An 18,710-nucleotide genomic window follows, 5' to 3' on the forward strand; every position below is an offset into this window, starting at 1 on the left:
AGCCTGTACGAAAGTACGGGCTTTTTTCTTTTATATTCCCCGAACAGGGGGATAAGAATCCCCGACCGGGGTTCGACAACGGGTGAAACCCGTTGGACAGACCACGAGCACAGCGAGTGGGCTGCCCGCAGGGCGAGCGAAGCGAGTCAATCCCCCCGGTGCACGCGTCGGCAGCGGAGCCAGTGCCTGATGGCGGCTACGCCTTATCAGGCCTACGCGTCTCGGCCAACTTCCCTGCCCCACAAAAAATAAAACCCGGTTTCCCGGGTTTTAACGCTAACTGTATCTTGCGCACCGCTTAATCGTAGGCTTTCAACGTGCGCTGGCAGAGGGCGGAGCGTACGCAGTCGTCTTTATTAAAGCGCACCACACCAATCATCTCGTCCTCTTCAAAACGTGCCAGTGCATCGCTCAGCCCCGATTTAACACCGGAGGGCAGATCGCACTGGGTGATATCGCCGTTGACAATCACGGTCACGTTTTCCCCGAGGCGCGTCAAAAACATCTTCATTTGCGCAGCGGTGACGTTCTGGGCCTCGTCAAGAATGACCACCGCATTTTCAAACGTACGTCCGCGCATATAGGCGAACGGCGCGATCTCTACCTTGCCAATTTCCGGGCGCAGGCAGTATTGCATAAAGGACGCACCAAGACGTTTCAACAGCACGTCATAGACGGGCCGGAAATAGGGTGCGAACTTCTCCGAGATATCGCCGGGTAAGAAGCCGAGATCTTCATCAGCTTGCAGGACCGGCCGGGTCACGATAATCCGCTCCACATCCTTATGGATCAGAGCCTCTGCAGCTTTCGCCGCGCTAATCCACGTTTTCCCACAACCCGCTTCGCCAGTGGCGAAAATCAACTGCTTAGTCTCAATCGCATGTAAATAATGCGCCTGAGCCTCATTGCGGGCAGCAATCGGAGAGTTATCACGGCAATCCCGCGCCATGCCAATTGCTTCTACACCACTCATCTGCACAAGCGAGGTGACCGACTCTTCTTCACGCTGTTTATGGCTACGTGAATCACGTCTCAGCACGCGTTTCGCTTCACGACGAGCTTTGATCACTGCTTTCTGTCTTCCCATGGATAGCACCTTGAGTTGTTGGTTTACATCACACGCATCGAAATCGACGCGATTATGCGCACGAACGTCTGAGGGTTGGCTTCCTTGTAAGCCATGGCTTGCCTTTGAAAATGATGTGGCGCAACGAACAGCAAAACCGTCTGCCACATCGTCAGAAGGAGTTAAAAAACAGGAGGAGGAGAAATCAGGGGTGAAAAAGTCGTTGCCGGAGGTGTGCTCCCCGGGCCGGGTTTTGCGAGGTCGTTTTGTCTGTCCACTACAGCACTTTACCATCCGCGATCTCCAGAAGACTTCATCACCGCAGGGATAACCGAATGAACTGCTCATCTAAAGCGTAGCATCAATGCAACAATGTTTTTACCAAACATTAACAGCTACACACCCTGCGTCGTTTCACAGAGTCTCTTCGATGAATATTACAGAAATATAACAGATACTTTCTAATACATTAAAATTATGCGTGGATGGCAGAAAAAGTATGTCAAATTGCTACAGATAACAGAATATCCTGCCCGGACGGGCAGGATAGGATCTTCACGCTTCGAGAAGAGACTGGGCAAGATAGCCCTGGGTTGACTTCACGCCGGGTAACGCGAAGAAGAAACCGCCGCCAATGGGTCGGATATACTCCTCTAGCGCTTCGCCATTAAGCCTTTTTTGCACGGTCAGGAAGCCTTTCTCCAGATCGTGCTGGTAACAGACAAACAGCAGGCCCATATCGAGCTGGCCAGCGTTGGTGACGCCGAGGGAGTAGCTGTAGCCCCGGCGCATCATCAGGTTCGCCTGCGTCTCTTTCGTCCGCGGGTTCGCCAGGCGGATATGGCTGTCGAGGGCGATAACCTTGCCCTCGGGATCGCTGGCGTAATCGGGCACATCGTGCTCATGCTGCATGCCGAGCGGCGCGCCGCTCTGTTTATCGCGCCCGAAAATGGTCTGCTGCTCTTTCAGCGGCGTGCGATCCCAGAACTCAACGTGGAACTGGATAATGCGCACCGCCTGATAGCTGCCGCCTACCGCCCATGCTGGCTCGCCCTGATCGCCGGTCACCCAGACAATCTCATCCATCAGCGGCGCATTGCTGCTATCGGGGTTCGCGGTGCCATCTTTAAAGCCGAGCAGGTTAACCGGCGTCTCTTTTCCGCGGCTGCGCGCGGCATGGTCGGAGATAAACCCTTCCCGCTTCCAGCGCACGCTAAGCAGATCCGGCGTGTGCTTGATCACATCGCGCAAGGCGTGGATCACCGTGTCCTGCGTATTCGCGCAGATTTGCAGTAGCAGATCGCCATGACAAAGCGCGGCATCGAGCGAGTCGTTAGGGAAACGCATCATCTTCTGCAGCTTCTTCGGTTGATGCGCTGAGAGACCGAAGCGTTCATCAAACAGCGCAGATCCGACAGAGACCGTCATCGTCAGGTTATCCGGCGCGATAAAAGGCCCGAGAATGCCGGAATCCATCGGCGGCAGACGAGGGTTTGGTGTCTGTGGCGCCGGGCCGCCCGCCGTCAGGAAGGCAATACGATCGGTGAGCAGGCGAAACAGGCGGATAAGATCGGCTTTATCCGCCGCCAGCACATCAAACGCCACCAGCATCATCGAGGCCTGCTGCGGCGTTAAGATGCCTGCCTGGTGATCGCCGTAAAACGGCTGCTTTTCCATACGTGAATCGGGCGACAATGTTCCCGGCGCACTTTGCGGTTTTGCCGCATGGGCGACCGGACAACCGCCGGCGAGAGCAAGCGCGCCACCCAGCGCGCCCATCCCTTTTAACAACCGACGCCGCGAAGGTTCGCTGACGTCGTTTTCATCATGCTGCTTCATTATTAATCCAGTCCAAGTACGCCGCGCAGCTGCGCCAGATCTTCCGCCAGGGTAGTGATTGGCCCCTTCAGCGCATTACGATCGGCATCGGTCAGCTTGTCATAGGTCTCAAAGCCCGTTTTGGTGCGGTACTTCGCTAAAATGGTATTCACTTTCTTGAAGTTGGCATCCACTTTTGCAAGCAGCGCGCTGTTCTCTTTTTGCAGCTGCGGACGCAACAGATCGACAATCTTCTGTGCGCCTTCGATATTGGCCTGGAAATCCCACAGGTCGGTATGGCTGTAACGATCCTCTTCGCCACTGATTTTGCTCGCTGCCACCTCTTCAATCAGCCCGGCTGCGCCGCCCACTACTTTTGACGGCGGGAAAGCCAGCTCGTTAATGCGGGTTTGCAGTTCAAGCACATCGTGATTGAGCTTATCGGCATAGCTCGCCATGCCTTTGACGTTGTTGTCGCCAAACAGCGCCTTCTCAAGGCGGTGGAAACCGGTGAATTTCGGGTCGGCGGCCTTCTGCTCGTAATCATCTTCACGGGCGTCAATGCTGCCATCAAGATCGGAGAAGAGCTCAGCAATTGGCTCAATGCGCTCGTAGTGCTGGCGCGTCGGCGCGTAGAGCGCTTTCGCTTTTTCGATATCGCCCGCTTTCACCGCATCAGTAAAGGCTTTAGTGCCGGAGACCAGCTGCGCGGTTTCGCCAACGACATAGGCTTTATAGGCGGTGATCGCTTCGCCAAGGCTCAGCAGTGCATCGCCTTTCGCCGCGTCAGCCGTCGCTTCACCTTTGACCACTAATTTCCCTTTCGGGTTGGTTAACAGGCCGCAGGTCATCTCATATTCGCCCGGCTGGAGGTTGGCGGTAAGCTTCTGACTGAAGCCCGGCGCGATGTTTTCGCGCTCTTCAACTACCATCACGCCTTTAAGGATCTCCCACTCCAGCGCTTTCTGGCTGTGGTTGAGGATTACAAACTGCGTTTTGCCGGCGTTGACCGTCAGGTTCATCGGTTCGCACTGCTTATCCGTCACCGTCACTTTAACCTGCGGCACATCCGCTGCCTGTGCCCCGAACGCGCACGCCATCAGCGCGGCGACCCCGAGTTGTACTGCGCTACGTCGAAAAAGAATTGCCATGACCCTTCCCTTTAATAAGTGTGTTGTAACTAAGAATCGTTATAGAGGCTTACGGCGCAGCGCGGGAGGGCTGCGCACCGGCACGCGGCGGCATAACAAACAGCACCAGCGCCGGGATCAAATAGAGGAAATAGACTGCCACTTCGCTGACGCTTGGCGTCTCCTGGTAACCAAAAATGCCCTCCAGCAGCGTGCCGGTCAGCGAATGGGTGGTCAGCACGTTACTTAAATCAAAGGCCACATCCTGGAAGTGGTTCCACAAGCCCGCTTCGTGGAAAGCGCGGATCGCGCCCGCGGCAAGCCCGGCGGCAACGAAAAGAATAAACAGGCTGGTCCATTTGAAAAACGCGCCGAGATTGAGGCGCACGCCGCCCCAGTAGAGCAGAAAACCGAGCACTACGGCGGTGGCAAGGCCAAGCACGGCACCGAGCGGCGGCCAGATGCCGACATCTTGTTGAAACGCCGCCAGCAGGAAGAAGACTGACTCCAGCCCTTCACGGGCGACGGCGAAGAAGACCATCAGGATCAGTGCCCAGCCGTGGTTATTGCTGCGCGCCAGCGCGGTATCGACGGCCTGCTCCAGCTGCACTTTGACGTTGCGCGACACGCGGCGCATCCAGAACACCATCCATGTGAGGATCACTACCGCAATCGCCGCGACGATTCCCTCAAATAGCTCCTGCTCTCTTTGCGGGAACTCGCCGGTGGTTTCATTAATGGCGATGCCAAGCCCCAGACAGAGCGCGGCGGCGAGAAACACGCCGACCCACATTACGCTGATCCAGCGTCCGCGTTGGGTGCGTTTTAGATAACTGGCAATCAGGCTTACAATCAGCGCCGCTTCCAGGCCTTCACGCAACATAATAAGGAATGGGACAAACATAGAACCGCCTTTGTGTTATGCACCGTCAATGGTTGCAAAGAAAGGTAAATTGCATTGATAGTGATTATCATTACGCTAAGAAGAAACTCAAGCGAAAAATATGTTGAGAATGATAACCGGATGTAACCAGCTAGCAGGCTAACGACTCTCCCCATAACCTTATGCAGAAGCCGTTGAAAAGCAGAAAAAAGTTAGCTAACGAAGCATTATCTTTCTGTTTACCGTCCCTCACGCCTGTGGCTAAATAAACGCCCGTTTCGTTTACCTGGCTACACCCAACTATGCTCAATTTTTTACATTTTCTGCTGGCGCTGGTGGTGATCCTCGCGCTGGCCTGGCTGGTGAGTTTTGACCGCAAGCGCATTCCGTTTCGTTTCATCCTGCAACTGATTGTGATCGAACTGGCGCTGGCCTGGTTCTTTTTACATGCCCAGAGCGGGTTAACGCTGATTAAATATGTCTCCGGCTTCTTTGAGGTGCTGCTGAAATTCGCCGCCGAAGGAACCGGATTTGTCTTTGGCGGCATGAGCGAAAAAGGGCTGGCGTTTATCTTCCTCGGCGTCCTCTGCCCTATCGTCTTTATCTCGGCGCTGATTGGCATTTTGCAGCACTGGCGTATTCTGCCGATCTTTATTCGCCTGATTGGGACACTGCTCTCGAAACTTAACGGCATGGGTAAGCTGGAGTCCTTCAACGCCGTCAGTTCGCTGATCCTCGGCCAGTCGGAGAACTTTATTGCTTATAAAGGCATTCTGGCGGATCTCTCTTCACGCCGGATGTTCACCATGGCGGCGACGGCAATGTCGACAGTATCGCTGTCGATTGTCGGTGCCTATATGACGATGCTCGATGCGAAATATGTGGTCGCGGCGCTGCTGCTCAATATGTTCAGCACCTTTATCATCCTGTCGGTGATCAACCCGTCGCGCGGGCAGGAGGAAGCGGAGATCAAGCTGGAGAAGCTGCATGAATCGCAAAGCTTCTTCGAAATGCTCGGTGAATACATCCTTGCCGGTTTTAAAGTGGCGATGATTATTCTGGCGATGCTGATTGGCTTTATTGCGCTGATCAGCGCCGTTAACGCCCTCTTCTCAACGCTGTTTGGCATCAGCTTCCAGCAGTTGCTTGGCTACGTCTTCTATCCGCTGGCGTGGCTGATCGGCATCCCGCTAAGTGATGCGCTCCCGGCTGGCAGCATTATGGCAACCAAGCTGGTGGCGAATGAGTTTGTGGCGATGATTGAACTGCAAAAGGTCGCGGCGCAGATGAGCCCGCGCGGGCTGGGCATTCTTTCGGTCTTCCTGGTCTCTTTCGCCAACTTTGCCTCCATCGGCATCGTCGCGGGTGCCATCAAGGGGCTGAATGAGCAGCAGGGTAATGCGGTTTCGCGTTTCGGCCTGCGTCTGGTGTATGGCGCGACGCTGGTGAGCCTGCTCTCCGCGGCGTTTGCCGGCGTGGTGCTCTAAGGTGTGATGTCCCTCTCCCGTTGCGGGAGAGGGAGTGTGTCAGAACTGTACGCAGACCGGTTGATCGACGCGCATCACCGACTCCTGGGCGAAACGTGATTTATAGACTCCGCGCAGCTCATCAATCTTTTTATCGCTTTGCGCATCCACAGCGTGGATCAGCATCAGCGCTTTACTCGGCTCCCGCGCCACTTTGCCATTGTTGCCAAGCCACTGGCCGCGCGCATCAAACACCGTTAACCCCTCACGAAAACGCGGCGTCACGTCGCCATCGACAAACTGCTGCCACTCCTCGGCGGTAATCGCTTTACCTGCCGGGCGATTAAGGCCGAAATAGAGCGTCGTTTGCTGCATGCGATCCGCCGGTGCGCACTGTTGCGCCATTGGTTGCGGCTTTTGCGCCGGTGCATTACAGCCCGCCAGCAGACCTGCCACCATCAATGCCATAGCCACTTTTATTGTTTTCATTCCCCTGCCCTCACGGTTAGTTGTTGGAAGATATCAACGTAATCCTCATGATTTAGCAACAAAAAAACCCGCCGCAGCGGGTTTTATTCATAGCAATATTTACTTCGCCTGCGCGCGAACCGGCGGCGCAGAGTGGTAGTGGGCATCCGCCTCGGCGAAGCGCTGCTGCATGGCGGCAGACGGCGCTTTACCGATCAGGCTGAAGACCACAATGCCGAGGCTGCCGAAGATGAAACCCGGGATGATTTCATACAGGCCCAGCCAGCCGAAGTGTTTCCAGACGATAACGGTGACCGCGCCGATAATCATCCCCGCCAGCGCGCCGTTACGCGTCATGCGTGACCACATCACCGAGAGCAGCACCACCGGGCCAAACGCCGCACCGAAACCGGCCCACGCATAGCTTACCAGGCCAAGCACGCGGTTTTCCGGGTTTGCCGCCAGCGCAATCGCCACCAGCGCGACCACCAGCACCATCGCACGGCCAACCCACACCAGCTCTTTCTGGCTAGCGTCTTTACGCAGGAACGCTTTGTAGAAATCTTCCGTAATCGCGCTGGAGCAGACCAGCAGCTGGCAGCTCAGGGTCGACATCACCGCCGCGAGGATCGCCGAGAGCAGGATCCCGGCAATCCATGGGTTAAACAGCAGCTGCGCCAGCTCAATAAAGACGCGCTCGGCATTCTGGTTTACCGCGCCTGCCAGCGACGGGTTGGTATCAAAGTAGGCAATACCGAAGAAACCGACCGCCACCGCGCCCGCGAGGCAGAGGATCATCCAGGTCATGCTGATGCGACGTGCATGCACAATAGTGTGGTGGGAATCGGCCGCCATAAAGCGCGCCAGAATGTGCGGCTGACCGAAGTAGCCCAGCCCCCAGCCCATCAGCGAGACGATGGCGACAAAGTTGAGGCCTTTGAGCATATCGACGTTTTCAATGCTCTTCTGCTTGATCACTTCCAGCGAATCGCCAAAACCGCCGACGGAGATAATCACAATCACCGGGGTGAGGATCAGGGCGAAGATCATCAGGCTGGCCTGCACGGTGTCGGTCCAGCTAATCGCAAGGAAACCGCCGATAAAGGTATAAATAATCGTTGCCGCCGCACCGGCCCACAGCGCCGTTTCGTAGCTCATGCCGAAGGTGCTTTCGAACAGACGCGCACCCGCCACAATGCCGGAAGCACAGTAGATGGTGAAGAAGACCAGAATCACCACCGCCGAGATAATGCGCAGCAGACGGCTGTTATCTTCAAACCGCCCGGTGAAGTAATCCGGCAGCGTCAGGGCGTTATTGTTCGCTTCGGTGTGAACGCGCAGGCGCCCCGCCACCAGCTTCCAGTTGACCCAGGCACCAACTGTGAGGCCAATCGCAATCCAGCTTTCAGAGATGCCGGAGATAAAGATCGCTCCCGGCAGCCCCATCAGCAGCCAGCCGCTCATATCAGAGGCACCGGCCGATAACGCCGTCACTAATGGGCCGAGACTTCGACCGCCGAGAATATAGTCATCAAAGTTTTTTGTTGATCGCCAGGCAATAAAACCGATCAGGATCATGCCAAAGATATAAATAAGAAAGGTCACCATCATCGGTGTGCTTATTGCCATCAAAATAGTCTCCAGGATCTTCGTCGACAAAGTCACTTTGCCGCTTTTATCCATCGCCGGAACGTAGCGACGGTGCGTATGTATTATTAGAAGCGCCCGTATCCTGCCGGAACCCTCCGTTATTCACAATTGATTTAACACACCATTTACATCGAAGATATCCCATCGCGAATAGGATTTTGTTATAGGTTGCACTCCATCACATTTTTAAAGGTTGCACCTTTGAAAAGTGTTAGCAACCGCATAAATCCTGGCTTCGCAGCAGATTACATCGTTCCTGTTACCTGCTTAGTTAATTAACAATTCATTCATTTCTAACCTTGCCAGCCAGCTCACAATTAACAAGGTTGCACAAAGTTGCAACATGGTGGATATTTCAGCCTAATGTGCAAAAAACCAAATAAACAGGAGCAACGCATGGGCACCACCACCATGGGGGTTAAGCTTGACGACGCCACGCGCGAAAGGATTAAAGCTGCCGCAGCGACTATTGACCGCACGCCGCACTGGTTAATTAAACAAGCGATTTTTAATTTCCTCGAAAAGCTGGAGAGCAGCGAAGGATTACCTGAGCTTGCTGGCGCCCAGGCGCATAGCGTGCAGGAAGAGGAGACCAGCGCGGTAATTGACGAAAGCCCGCAGCCGTTCCTCGACTTTGCCGAGCAGATCCTGCCGCAGTCGGTCTCCCGCGCCGCGATCACCAGCGCCTGGCGCTGGGCAGAAACCGATGCCGTGCCGATGCTGCTTGAGCAGGCGCGCCTGCCGCAGCCGGTGGCCGAGAGTGCCCATAAGCTGGCCTACCAGCTGGCAGAAAAATTGCGTAATCAAAAAACCGCGACCGGCCGCGCGGGCATGGTGCAGAGCCTGTTGCAGGAGTTCTCCCTCTCCTCGCAGGAGGGCGTAGCGCTGATGTGCCTCGCCGAAGCGCTGCTGCGTATTCCTGATAAAGCGACGCGCGATGCGCTGATCCGCGACAAAATCAGTAACGGTAACTGGCAGTCCCATATTGGCCGCAGCGCCTCACTGTTTGTGAACGCCGCTACCTGGGGGCTGCTGTTTACCGGCCGCCTGGTCTCTACTCATAACGAAGCCAATCTCTCCAGTTCGCTGAACCGCATTATCGGCAAGAGCGGCGAGCCGCTGATCCGTAAAGGGGTCGATATGGCGATGCGGCTGATGGGCGAGCAGTTTGTTACCGGCGAGACCATCGCTGAAGCGCTGGCCAACGCCCGTAAGCTTGAAGAGAAAGGGTTCCGTTACTCCTACGATATGCTCGGCGAAGCGGCGCTGACCGCCGCCGATGCGCAGGCCTATATGGTCTCTTACCAGCAGGCGATCCACGCCATTGGTAAAGCCTCGAACGGTCGCGGCATCTATGAAGGGCCGGGCATCTCCATCAAGCTCTCCGCTCTGCATCCGCGCTACAGCCGCGCGCAGTACGACCGCGTGATGGACGAACTCTATCCACGTCTGAAATCCTTGACCCTGCTGGCGCGTCAGTACGATATCGGTATCAATATCGATGCTGAAGAGGCTGACCGGCTGGAGATCTCCCTCGATCTGCTGGAAAAACTCTGCTTCGAGCCAGAGCTGGCGGGCTGGAATGGCATCGGCTTTGTAATTCAGGCTTATCAGAAGCGCTGCCCGTTTGTGATTGATTACCTGATTGAACTGGCAACCCGCAGCCGTCGCCGCCTGATGATCCGCCTGGTGAAAGGTGCCTACTGGGACAGCGAAATTAAGCGTGCGCAGATGGAAGGCCTTGAGGGCTACCCGGTCTACACCCGTAAGGTCTATACCGATGTCTCTTATCTTGCCTGCGCGAAAAAACTGCTGGCGGTGCCGAACCTGATCTATCCGCAGTTTGCGACCCACAACGCCCACACGCTGGCGGCGATCTACCAGCTGGCCGGGCAGAACTACTATCCGGGCCAGTATGAGTTCCAGTGCCTGCACGGTATGGGCGAACCGCTCTATGAGCAGGTGGTCGGTAAAGTCGCCGATGGTAAGCTTAACCGCCCGTGCCGTATTTACGCCCCGGTCGGTACCCATGAAACCCTGCTGGCCTACCTGGTGCGCCGTCTGCTGGAAAACGGTGCTAACACCTCGTTTGTTAACCGCATTGCGGATAACACCCTGCCGCTCGATGCGCTGGTCGCCGACCCGGTTACGGAAGTGGAAAAACTCGCCGCCCAGGAGGGCCAGGTTGGCCTGCCGCATCCGAAAATCGCCCTGCCACGCGCGCTCTATGGCGAAGGCCGCATCAACTCGGCTGGTCTCGATCTGGCGAACGAACACCGCCTGGCCTCTCTATCTTCAGCCCTGCTCAACAGCGCGGCGCAGAAGTGGTATGCCCACCCGATGCTCGAAGAGGCGGTAATGGAGGGCGAAGCGATTGCGGTGATCAACCCGGCAGAGCCGAAAGATGTTGTCGGTTACGTGGTGGAAGCAAGCGAAGCGCAGGTGAACCAGGCGCTGGAGCACGCGGTGAACCATGCGCCGATCTGGTTTGCTACGCCTCCGCAGGAGCGCGGTGCCATCCTGCAGCGCGCCGCGGTGCTGATGGAAGACAACCTGCAAACGCTGATTGGTATTCTGGTGCGCGAAGCGGGCAAAACCTTCAGCAACGCGATTGCGGAAGTGCGTGAAGCGGTCGATTTCCTGCACTACTACGCAGGCCAGGTCAGCAGCGATTTCGATAATGAGACCCATCGCCCGCTTGGGCCGGTGGTCTGTATCAGCCCGTGGAACTTCCCGCTGGCGATCTTTACCGGGCAGATTGCCGCCGCGCTGGCGGCCGGTAACAGCGTGCTGGCAAAACCGGCGGAGCAAACCCCGCTGATTGCCGCTCAGGGTGTGAGGATCCTGCTTGAAGCGGGCGTACCGGCAGGCGTGCTGCAACTGCTGCCAGGCCGCGGTGAGACGGTGGGCGCACAGCTGACCGGCGATGCCCGCGTGCGTGGGGTGATGTTTACCGGCTCGACCGATGTCGCCACGCTCCTGCAACGCAACATCGCCACCCGGCTGGATGCCCAGGGTCGCCCGACGCCGCTTATCGCCGAAACGGGCGGTATGAACGCGATGATTGTCGACTCCTCGGCGCTGACGGAACAGGTGGTGATTGATGTGGTCGCCTCGGCATTTGATAGCGCTGGCCAGCGCTGCTCGGCGCTGCGCGTGCTCTGTCTGCAGGAGGATATTGCTGACCATACGCTGACCATGCTGCGTGGCGCGATGGCAGAGTGCCGGATGGGTAATCCGGGACGCCTCTCCACCGATATTGGGCCGGTAATTGATGCTGAAGCCAAAGCCAATATTGAAAAACATATTCAGGCGATGCAGGCGAAAGGCCGCACCGTCTACCAGGCAGTGCGTGAAAATAGCGAAGATGCCCGCGAGTGGCGCACCGGCACGTTTGTGCCGCCAACGCTGATCGAACTGGAAAGCTTTGACGAGCTGAAAAAAGAGATCTTCGGCCCAGTGCTACACGTGGTGCGTTATTCACGTAACCAGCTCGATCAGCTGCTGGAGCAGATTAATGCATCCGGCTACGGTCTGACGCTGGGTGTTCACACGCGTATTGATGAAACCATCGCGCAGGTCACCGGCAATGCTCACGTGGGTAACCTCTACGTGAACCGTAACATGGTCGGCGCAGTGGTTGGCGTGCAGCCATTTGGCGGCGAAGGGTTGTCGGGCACCGGGCCAAAAGCCGGTGGGCCGCTCTATCTCTATCGCCTGCTGAGCAGCCGCCCGGAGAATGCGGTGCTGAAGACGCTTACCCGTCACGACGCCGAGCGCCCGCTGGATGCGCAGGTGAAAACCGTGCTGACCCAGCCGCTGGCAGCACTGACCGCGTGGGCCGCTACGCAGCGCCCGGAATTACACAAGGTGTGCGAGCAGTTCAGCGAACTGGCGCAGGCGGGTACGCAGCGCCTGCTGCCAGGCCCAACCGGGGAGCGCAACAGCTGGACGCTGGCACCGCGCGATCGCGTATTGTGCGTGGCCGATAACGAGCAGGATGCGCTGGTGCAGCTTGCCGCCGTGCTGGCCTCGGGAAGCCAGGCGCTGTGGCAGGATGACACGCTGCATCGCGATCTGGCTAAGCAACTGCCGGAAACCGTCAGCCAGCGGATCACATTCGCCAAAGCGGAAAGCCTGATGGCGCAGCCGTTTGACGCGGTGATCTTCCACGGCGACTCCGATCAGCTGGTGCATCTGTGCGAAAGCGTTGCGGCACGCGATGGCGCGATTGTCTCCGTTCAGGGCTTTGCGCGGGGTGAAACCAATATCCTGCTCGAACGCCTGTGGCTGGAGCGCTCGCTCAGCGTCAACACCGCAGCGGCCGGTGGCAACGCTAGCCTGATGACGATTGGTTAAGTTGATGAATGCCCGATGGCGCTGCGCTTATCGGGCCTACGGTGTGGATTTGAACCGCATTTGTAGGCCGGATAAGGCGTTAGCCACCATCCGGCAGAGCGTCAGAAATGGCAGAATCGTTGTAATAAAAAAGCGCCTTACGGCGCTTTTTTTCGTAGCGTTAAACCGACATCTCCGCCGGGGTGCACGGCGAGCAATGTCTCTTTCGAGTACCCGCTTTCGCTCATCAGGCAGGCGCAGGCGGCATCAAAAATCGCCAGCACCAGCACAATGGAGGTGGTGGCCAACATATTGAGCGGATCGATCTCGCGCTGCACGCCGGTGGAGATCACCAGCCTTGATGCCAGCGCTATCGCCGAGGAGGGGTTTTCCGTCACGCAGAGGATCGGCGTATCTTTCATCGCCAGGCCCGGCAGCAACCGCGTTAACTCCTCCGAGTTGCCGCCGCGCGAGAGCATAATCACCAGATCGTCTGGCCCGACAAAACCGAGATCGCCGTGCGCGGCATCGGTGGCGTTCAGATAGATAGCCGGGCGCTCGACACAGGCCAGCATATGGGCGATTTTACGCGCCGCAATACCGGAGGTGCCCACACCGGTAACCACAACCTTTCCCTTGCAGCCGCGCAGTTCAGCCATCAACGCCGTCCAGGTCGCGGGATCAAGATGGCGGCTCAGCGCCGCCATCTCTTCGCTGTAGATGCGCCAGGCGTCGCACGCCTGCAGCCAGCTTTCGCTCATGCCTCCTCCTGCATCAATGCGCGGTACTTCATATGATCCGCGTACATCTCATGGAAGACGGTGTATTTACGATCGTAGTAAAGCTTGATGCGGTTAGTCTGCGGCGTCACGGTTTTACCAATGCGGCTCATCGCCGACATCGCTTCCGGGAAGCTGTCAAACACACCGGCCGCAATGGTGCCCATCATCGCCCCGCCGAGCAGCATCGCTTCGCTCTCCTCCGGCAGCAGCATCGCGCAGCCGGTGGCATTGGCGTGCTCCTGTACAAAGATCGGATTTTTGGTGCCGCCGCCGCTCGCCATTACCGTATCAATGCTGTAACCGCTTTGATTCATGGTTTCGATAATATGCCGCGTACCGAGGGCGATAGCCTGAATAGTCGCCAGGTAGTGCAGCGCCATATCTTCCGGCGTGCGCGACAGTTTCAGCCCGCTAATCACGCCGGTCAGCGTCGGGTTAGCGCGCGGCGAGCGGTTGCCGTGGAAGTACGGCAGGATATGAATATCGCGGGTCAGAAAGGCGATATTCTCCGGCTCGCCCGCCATTTTACGCAGCAGCGCATTGAGCACTTCATAAATGGTCTGCCCCTGGGTTTTAGCCTGCGCGAGCAGCGTATCGTAACAGGGGTGAGACTGAATAACGTGGTCGATCAGCGCCCCGGTTGCCGACTGCCCGCCCTCGTTCAGCCAGTAGCCCGGCAACACCGCCGAGTAGTAAGGCCCCCAGACGCCGCCGATAAAGCGCGCCTGCGGTGAAATCGCCATATGCCCGGTGGAGGTGCCGCCAATCAACGCAACGCGGCGGTCAAAATCCGCCATCTCACCCGACGGACCGCTGGCACCAAGCGTGCCCAGCGTACCGGCGTGAGCGTCGATAATCGATACGCTAACCGCCGTGCCCGGCATCAGCCCCATCTCGGTAGCAGCGCGCTGCGACAGTCCGCGCCCAAGCGGTTCACCCATCGTTTTCACGTAGCGGCCAATTTTCTCCGCATCATGTTCGAGCAGATCTTCAAGGCCAATCTGGCGGAAGTAGCTGGTATCCCACTTATCTTCATGGCCCATATAGGTCCATTTACACACCGTCGAGCAGAGCGAACGGGTGTCATCGCCAGTGGCGCGCCAGGTCAGAAAATCGGGGAGATCGAAGAAGAAGCCCGCGTTCGCCCAAGTGTTCGGCATGTGCTGTTTCAGCCACAGCAATTTTGGCGTCTGCATCTCCGGGGAGATAATGCCGCCGACATAATCCAGCACCCGATGATGGGTGGCGTTGATGCGATCCGCCTGCGCAATGGCGCGGTGATCCATCCACACGATAATGTTCTGTTCGCTGCGCCCGGAGGGGCTGATGGTCAGCGGGTTGCCCTGTTTATCCAGCACTACCAGCGAACAGGTGGCGTCGAAGCCCAGCCCTTTGACCTGAATCGGGTTGATATCGGCCTGATTGATGGCATCGCGCACGGCGTTACAGACCGCCTGCCAGATGTTGTCGGAGGATTGCTCGACGAAATCGGCCTGCGGGCGATAGATCTCAATGCTCCTGCTGGCCTGGCTGACCATCCGGCCCGTCAGGTCAAAGATGCCCGCGCGGGCGCTGCCGGTCCCTACATCCACACCAATAAAGTAGCTCGCCATTTTTTTTCTCCCGAAATCAGGCTTTACGATTCTGTAATGCGATAAAGAGGATCAGCACTGCGCCCCAGAGCGCCATCGTCAGATAACTGCTGATACCTAATAAATTAAAGCCACTTTCCAGCATCTGCAGCACCACCAGCGCCAGCACCAGCCCGAGCACGCGACCAAAGCCGCCGTCCGGGTTAATGCCGCCGAGCACCGAGGCCAGAATGGTTACCAGAAGATAGGATTCGCCATACCCCGCTTTCGCGGAGTTAAATTTCGCCATCATCAGAATAGCGGCAACCCAGCCGAGCAGCGCGGAGATAACATACACCGCAATCTGCACACGCACGGTGTTGACACCGCTGTAGCGCGTTGCCTGCTCGTTGGAGCCCACCAGGTAGAGGCTGCGCCCGAGCGTGGTGTGCTCCAGCAGCACCCAAAGCAATAAGGCCACCACTAAAAAGAGCAGCAGTGCCACCGGAATACCAACAATCGTGGCATTCCCGAGGTACTGGATCGCCGCCGGGAAGCCGGAGATCACCGTGCCGTTAGAGAGCAAGATATTGAGCCCGGAGATAAGCGTCATGGTGCCGAGGGTAGCGAGGATCGGCGAGACGCCTACCCAGGCGACCAGGGTGCCGTTCAGCACGCCAATCGCTACCGCCGTCAGCAGCCCGGCAAACAGGGCTAATGCCAGAAAGAGCGGATTATCCGGGTGCATCACAATCACCGCCGCCATCACCAGTGAACAGGCGTTGGCTCCGGCAATGATCGACAGGTTGATACCGCCGGTGAGCATGGTTATCCCCATGCCGAGCGCCAGCATGCCGAGGATCGGCAACTGCGCTCCGATGGACTGGAAGTTAGCGACGCTGAAAAAGCGCCCGCCGAGCAGGAAAGAGAAGATCAGCGCGACGACGACAATAATCACGCACTGCAAGCGGATGATGGCATCACCGGGCAGAATTCGGACGATGGATTTCATCTTATAGCTCCCTTGCGAGTTTGCGTTTTTCATGCCACGCGGTGGCGCTGATACTGACCAGAATGATCGCGCCGCTAAAGACCGTGTGCCAGTAAGAGGAGACGCCAAGCAGCGTTAAGCCGTTCTGCAGGAAGGCGAGCAGAATCACCCCCAGCAGCGTACCAATTGAGGTGCCGCGCCCGCCGGACATGCTGGTTCCGCCCAGCACTACTGCCGCCAGCACCGTCAACTCATAACCAAACAGCGAGTTGGGTGCCACCGACTGGGTGATCTGCGCCTGCACCACCGCCGCAACGCCCGCCAGAATGCCCATATAGCCGTAGACATAGAAGTGCAGCTTCAACAGGTTCAGCCCAAGACGCGACGCCGCATCGCGGTTGCCGCCCATGGCGTAGATCTGCCGTCCCAGACGGGTGTAGTTCATCAGCACGGCGGTAAAAATAATCGTCGCGCCAAGGCAGATAAGCGGCAGGGTCAGGCCGTAGTCATAGCCATCCGCGCCGGTAAAGGTGAACCAGCTAATGCCGTTCATAAACCAGTCCGGGAAGCCATACAGCCAGGTGCCTTTGGTGGCGTAGACCAGCAGGCCGTAAAAGAGGTTCAGGGTGGCAATGGTGATAATGATGGCCGGTACGCGCAGCCAGTAGACGAGGAAGCCGTTGATCAAGCCGAGCAGCAAACCGACCGCCATCGCTAACGCCAGTGCGAGCACAAAGTTGCCGCCGTGGGCAATCACCCAACTGGCCATCGCATATTGCGCAATCGCCGTCATCGCCGGGAAGGAGATGTCGATACCGCCAGAGATCAGCACCACAAACAGCCCGCAGGCCAGAATGCCAAGGATCGCATAACTGGTCGCGACATCCGTTAAATTGCCGAGGGTGAAAAACTCATCGGTACGGATCGTCAGACCGACCGCCAGCGCAACCACCAGTACGCCAAGCCAGAACTCATGTTGCCCAATCAAGCGGGCGAGCGAGTTACGCATTGACCACCTCCGCGATCTCCTCTTCGCTACAGCGGTGCGGATTGAACTCCGCGACCAGTTCACCCCGGCGCATCACCAGCACGCGGTGGCTGTTGTAATAGGCTTCCGGGATTTCGTCACAAATCATCAATACTGCCATTCCCTGCTCTGCCAGCTGGCGGGCGATCTGATAGATGCCCTCTTTGTTGGCAATATCAACACCAACCGTTGGCGAGTCGAGGATCAGGATCCGCGGCTGCGTGGCGACCCATTTCGCGATAGCAATACGCTGGGCATTGCCGCCGGAGAGGGTTTTCACCGGCAGCTGCGGGTCGGAGACTTTGATATTCAGGTTACCGATAAGATCCTTTACCAGCTGCCCGGCTTTGGCGTGATCGAGCAAGCCGCTGCGGGTGTGGAGCTTGTCGAAGACGGTGACAATGGTGTTGTCATAGATCGACTGCTCCATAATCAGCCCCTGGGTTAAGCGATCTTCCGAGACATAGCCGATGCCGTGGCGAATGGCGTCGTGGTTATTGCGCATTTTTACCGGCTTATCATTGATGCGGATCTCACCATCTTCAGGCCGGGTCATGCCAAACAGGCTCATGCAGAGCTCGGTGCGCCCGGAGCCCAGCAGCCCGACAATCGAGACGATCTCGCCGCTGCGCAATGACAGATTGATATCGCGGTATTTTCCTTTACGGCTTAAGTGACGCAGCTCCAGCATCGGTGGCTGGTCGACCGGAGGTTTTTCCGGCAGCGGGCTGTAGTGGAAACGCTGCCCGGTCATCAGATAGGCCAGTTCGTGGCTATCGAGCTCGCTGGCGGGCCAGGTGCCGACCAGCTTGCCGTCGCGCATCACGCTGATGCGATCCGCCACTTCCATCACCTCATCGAGGCGGTGGCTGACAAACACGACGCAGATACCGGCGGCTTTCAGTTCATTGACCACGCGCAGCAGCCCATTCACTTCCTGACGGGTTAAAGATGCGGTCGGCTCATCCATGATCACCAGCCGGGCTTCGGCGGCAATCGCGCGGCAGATCGCCACCAACTGGCGGTCGGCGATGGAGAGTTTTTCGACCTTTTTATCCGGATCGAGGCGCACGCCGATGCGCGCCATCGCGGCCAGTGCCTGCTTGCGCATCGCGCCGCGGCGCACCCAGATGTCGCCACCGGGCAGATAGCGATGCAGGGCGATATTTTCCGCCACGCTGAAATTGGGGAATAACGAGAGATCCTGGTAGATCACCTGAATGCCGTAATGGGCGGAGAGTTGCGGCGACAGCTGATGAAAGAGCTTGCCATCCAGCTCAATGCTGCCGCCTTTTTCCGGGTGATAGACGCCGGAAATCACTTTGATAATGGTGCTTTTCCCGCAGCCGTTTTGCCCTGCCAGGCAGTGAACTTCGCCTTTTTTGAGGGTTAAATTCACCTTATCCAGCGCCAGCACGCCCGGGAATTGCTTGCTGATATTCTCAAGAGTGATAAATGCGGTGGGGTCGGTCATCGACAATACCTCTGCCAGCGCCCGTGAAGGACGCGAGGATGAAATC

At 57.5% G+C, this 18,710-nt stretch carries 13 protein-coding genes; 2 read left to right on the forward strand and 11 right to left on the reverse strand.

Annotated features, from left to right (window positions below):
- Nucleotides 1-298: 298 nt before the first annotated feature.
- The 4 genes from phoH to efeU form a co-directional block, all read right to left on the reverse strand.
- Complete coding sequence (gene phoH / locus IAE48_RS07280; RefSeq protein WP_023481530.1) at nucleotides 299-1,087, reverse strand: phosphate starvation-inducible protein PhoH; 789 nt, start codon at nucleotides 1,085-1,087, stop codon at nucleotides 299-301.
- A gap of 534 nt (nucleotides 1,088-1,621) precedes the next feature.
- Nucleotides 1,622-2,905: an iron uptake transporter deferrochelatase/peroxidase subunit gene (efeB, locus tag IAE48_RS07285; protein ID WP_200133936.1), complete on the reverse strand. Its 1,284-nt coding sequence runs from the start codon at nucleotides 2,903-2,905 to the stop codon at nucleotides 1,622-1,624.
- Nucleotides 2,906-2,907: 2 nt separating this feature from the next.
- Nucleotides 2,908-4,035: an iron uptake system protein EfeO gene (efeO, locus tag IAE48_RS07290; protein ID WP_200133937.1), complete on the reverse strand. Its 1,128-nt coding sequence runs from the start codon at nucleotides 4,033-4,035 to the stop codon at nucleotides 2,908-2,910.
- A gap of 49 nt (nucleotides 4,036-4,084) precedes the next feature.
- The gene (gene efeU, locus IAE48_RS07295; RefSeq protein ID WP_023481492.1) at nucleotides 4,085-4,918 is read right to left on the reverse strand and encodes an iron uptake transporter permease EfeU; all 834 of its coding nucleotides are present in this window, start codon (nucleotides 4,916-4,918) and stop codon (nucleotides 4,085-4,087) included.
- A gap of 281 nt (nucleotides 4,919-5,199) precedes the next feature.
- Between efeU and IAE48_RS07300 the strand changes: the two genes are divergently transcribed.
- Entirely contained in the window at nucleotides 5,200-6,384 is a 1,185-nt protein-coding gene (locus IAE48_RS07300) for a NupC/NupG family nucleoside CNT transporter (protein WP_200133938.1), read from the forward strand.
- 39 nt (nucleotides 6,385-6,423) lie between these two features.
- Here the strand turns inward: IAE48_RS07300 and IAE48_RS07305 are convergent, their stop codons facing one another.
- On the reverse strand, nucleotides 6,424-6,852 hold the full coding sequence (locus IAE48_RS07305; protein ID WP_042713518.1) for a DUF3574 domain-containing protein: 429 nt from the start codon (nucleotides 6,850-6,852) through the stop codon (nucleotides 6,424-6,426).
- A 99-nt stretch (nucleotides 6,853-6,951) separates the two neighbouring features.
- The gene (gene putP / locus IAE48_RS07310; protein ID WP_094420265.1) at nucleotides 6,952-8,460 is read right to left on the reverse strand and encodes a sodium/proline symporter PutP; all 1,509 of its coding nucleotides are present in this window, start codon (nucleotides 8,458-8,460) and stop codon (nucleotides 6,952-6,954) included.
- Nucleotides 8,461-8,877: 417 nt separating this feature from the next.
- On the opposite strand from putP, the gene putA reads away from it, so the two are divergent.
- The gene (gene putA, locus IAE48_RS07315; RefSeq protein WP_200133939.1) at nucleotides 8,878-12,840 is read left to right on the forward strand and encodes a trifunctional transcriptional regulator/proline dehydrogenase/L-glutamate gamma-semialdehyde dehydrogenase; all 3,963 of its coding nucleotides are present in this window, start codon (nucleotides 8,878-8,880) and stop codon (nucleotides 12,838-12,840) included.
- Between the two features lie 137 nt (nucleotides 12,841-12,977).
- On the opposite strand, the gene IAE48_RS07320 is transcribed toward putA, so the two are convergent.
- The 5 genes from IAE48_RS07320 to IAE48_RS07340 are packed head-to-tail and all read right to left on the reverse strand — an operon-like array spanning nucleotide 12,978 to nucleotide 18,664.
- A complete protein-coding gene (locus tag IAE48_RS07320; protein ID WP_370568985.1) occupies nucleotides 12,978-13,526 on the reverse strand; it encodes an SIS domain-containing protein in 549 nt (182 codons plus the stop codon).
- 50 nt (nucleotides 13,527-13,576) lie between these two features.
- Nucleotides 13,577-15,214 carry an FGGY-family carbohydrate kinase gene (locus IAE48_RS07325; protein ID WP_042713503.1) on the reverse strand — a complete coding sequence of 546 codons (1,638 nt, stop codon included), beginning with the start codon at nucleotides 15,212-15,214 and terminating at the stop codon, nucleotides 13,577-13,579.
- 16 nt (nucleotides 15,215-15,230) lie between these two features.
- Entirely contained in the window at nucleotides 15,231-16,184 is a 954-nt protein-coding gene (locus tag IAE48_RS07330; RefSeq protein WP_200133941.1) for an ABC transporter permease, read from the reverse strand.
- A gap of 1 nt (nucleotide 16,185) precedes the next feature.
- Nucleotides 16,186-17,172: an ABC transporter permease gene (locus tag IAE48_RS07335; protein ID WP_200133942.1), complete on the reverse strand. Its 987-nt coding sequence runs from the start codon at nucleotides 17,170-17,172 to the stop codon at nucleotides 16,186-16,188.
- Nucleotides 17,165-18,664, reverse strand: a complete 1,500-nt coding sequence (locus IAE48_RS07340; protein WP_042713500.1) for a sugar ABC transporter ATP-binding protein — start codon at nucleotides 18,662-18,664, stop codon at nucleotides 17,165-17,167. The genes IAE48_RS07335 and IAE48_RS07340 overlap by 8 nt, the downstream gene beginning before the upstream one ends.
- Nucleotides 18,665-18,710 lie beyond the last annotated feature (46 nt).

It is taken from the genome of Kosakonia sp. S57 (assembly GCF_016516575.1).
Taxonomy (GTDB): Bacteria; Pseudomonadota; Gammaproteobacteria; order Enterobacterales; family Enterobacteriaceae; genus Kosakonia; species Kosakonia cowanii.

Coding starts and splice junctions, on each gene's coding strand:
- IAE48_RS07325 (WP_042713503.1), bottom strand. CDS start 15,214: ATGGCGAGCTACTTTATTGGTGTGGATGTAGGGACCGGCAGCGCCCGC.
- putP (WP_094420265.1), bottom strand. CDS start 8,460: ATGGCAATAAGCACACCGATGATGGTGACCTTTCTTATTTATATCTTT.
- IAE48_RS07320 (WP_370568985.1), bottom strand. CDS start 13,526: ATGGCGGCGCTGAGCCGCCATCTTGATCCCGCGACCTGGACGGCGTTG.
- IAE48_RS07340 (WP_042713500.1), bottom strand. CDS start 18,664: ATGACCGACCCCACCGCATTTATCACTCTTGAGAATATCAGCAAGCAA.
- IAE48_RS07330 (WP_200133941.1), bottom strand. CDS start 16,184: ATGAAATCCATCGTCCGAATTCTGCCCGGTGATGCCATCATCCGCTTG.
- putA (WP_200133939.1), top strand. CDS start 8,878: ATGGGCACCACCACCATGGGGGTTAAGCTTGACGACGCCACGCGCGAA.
- efeB (WP_200133936.1), bottom strand. CDS start 2,905: ATGAAGCAGCATGATGAAAACGACGTCAGCGAACCTTCGCGGCGTCGG.
- efeO (WP_200133937.1), bottom strand. CDS start 4,035: ATGGCAATTCTTTTTCGACGTAGCGCAGTACAACTCGGGGTCGCCGCG.
- IAE48_RS07305 (WP_042713518.1), bottom strand. CDS start 6,852: ATGAAAACAATAAAAGTGGCTATGGCATTGATGGTGGCAGGTCTGCTG.
- IAE48_RS07300 (WP_200133938.1), top strand. CDS start 5,200: ATGCTCAATTTTTTACATTTTCTGCTGGCGCTGGTGGTGATCCTCGCG.
- phoH (WP_023481530.1), bottom strand. CDS start 1,087: ATGGGAAGACAGAAAGCAGTGATCAAAGCTCGTCGTGAAGCGAAACGC.
- efeU (WP_023481492.1), bottom strand. CDS start 4,918: ATGTTTGTCCCATTCCTTATTATGTTGCGTGAAGGCCTGGAAGCGGCG.
- IAE48_RS07335 (WP_200133942.1), bottom strand. CDS start 17,172: ATGCGTAACTCGCTCGCCCGCTTGATTGGGCAACATGAGTTCTGGCTT.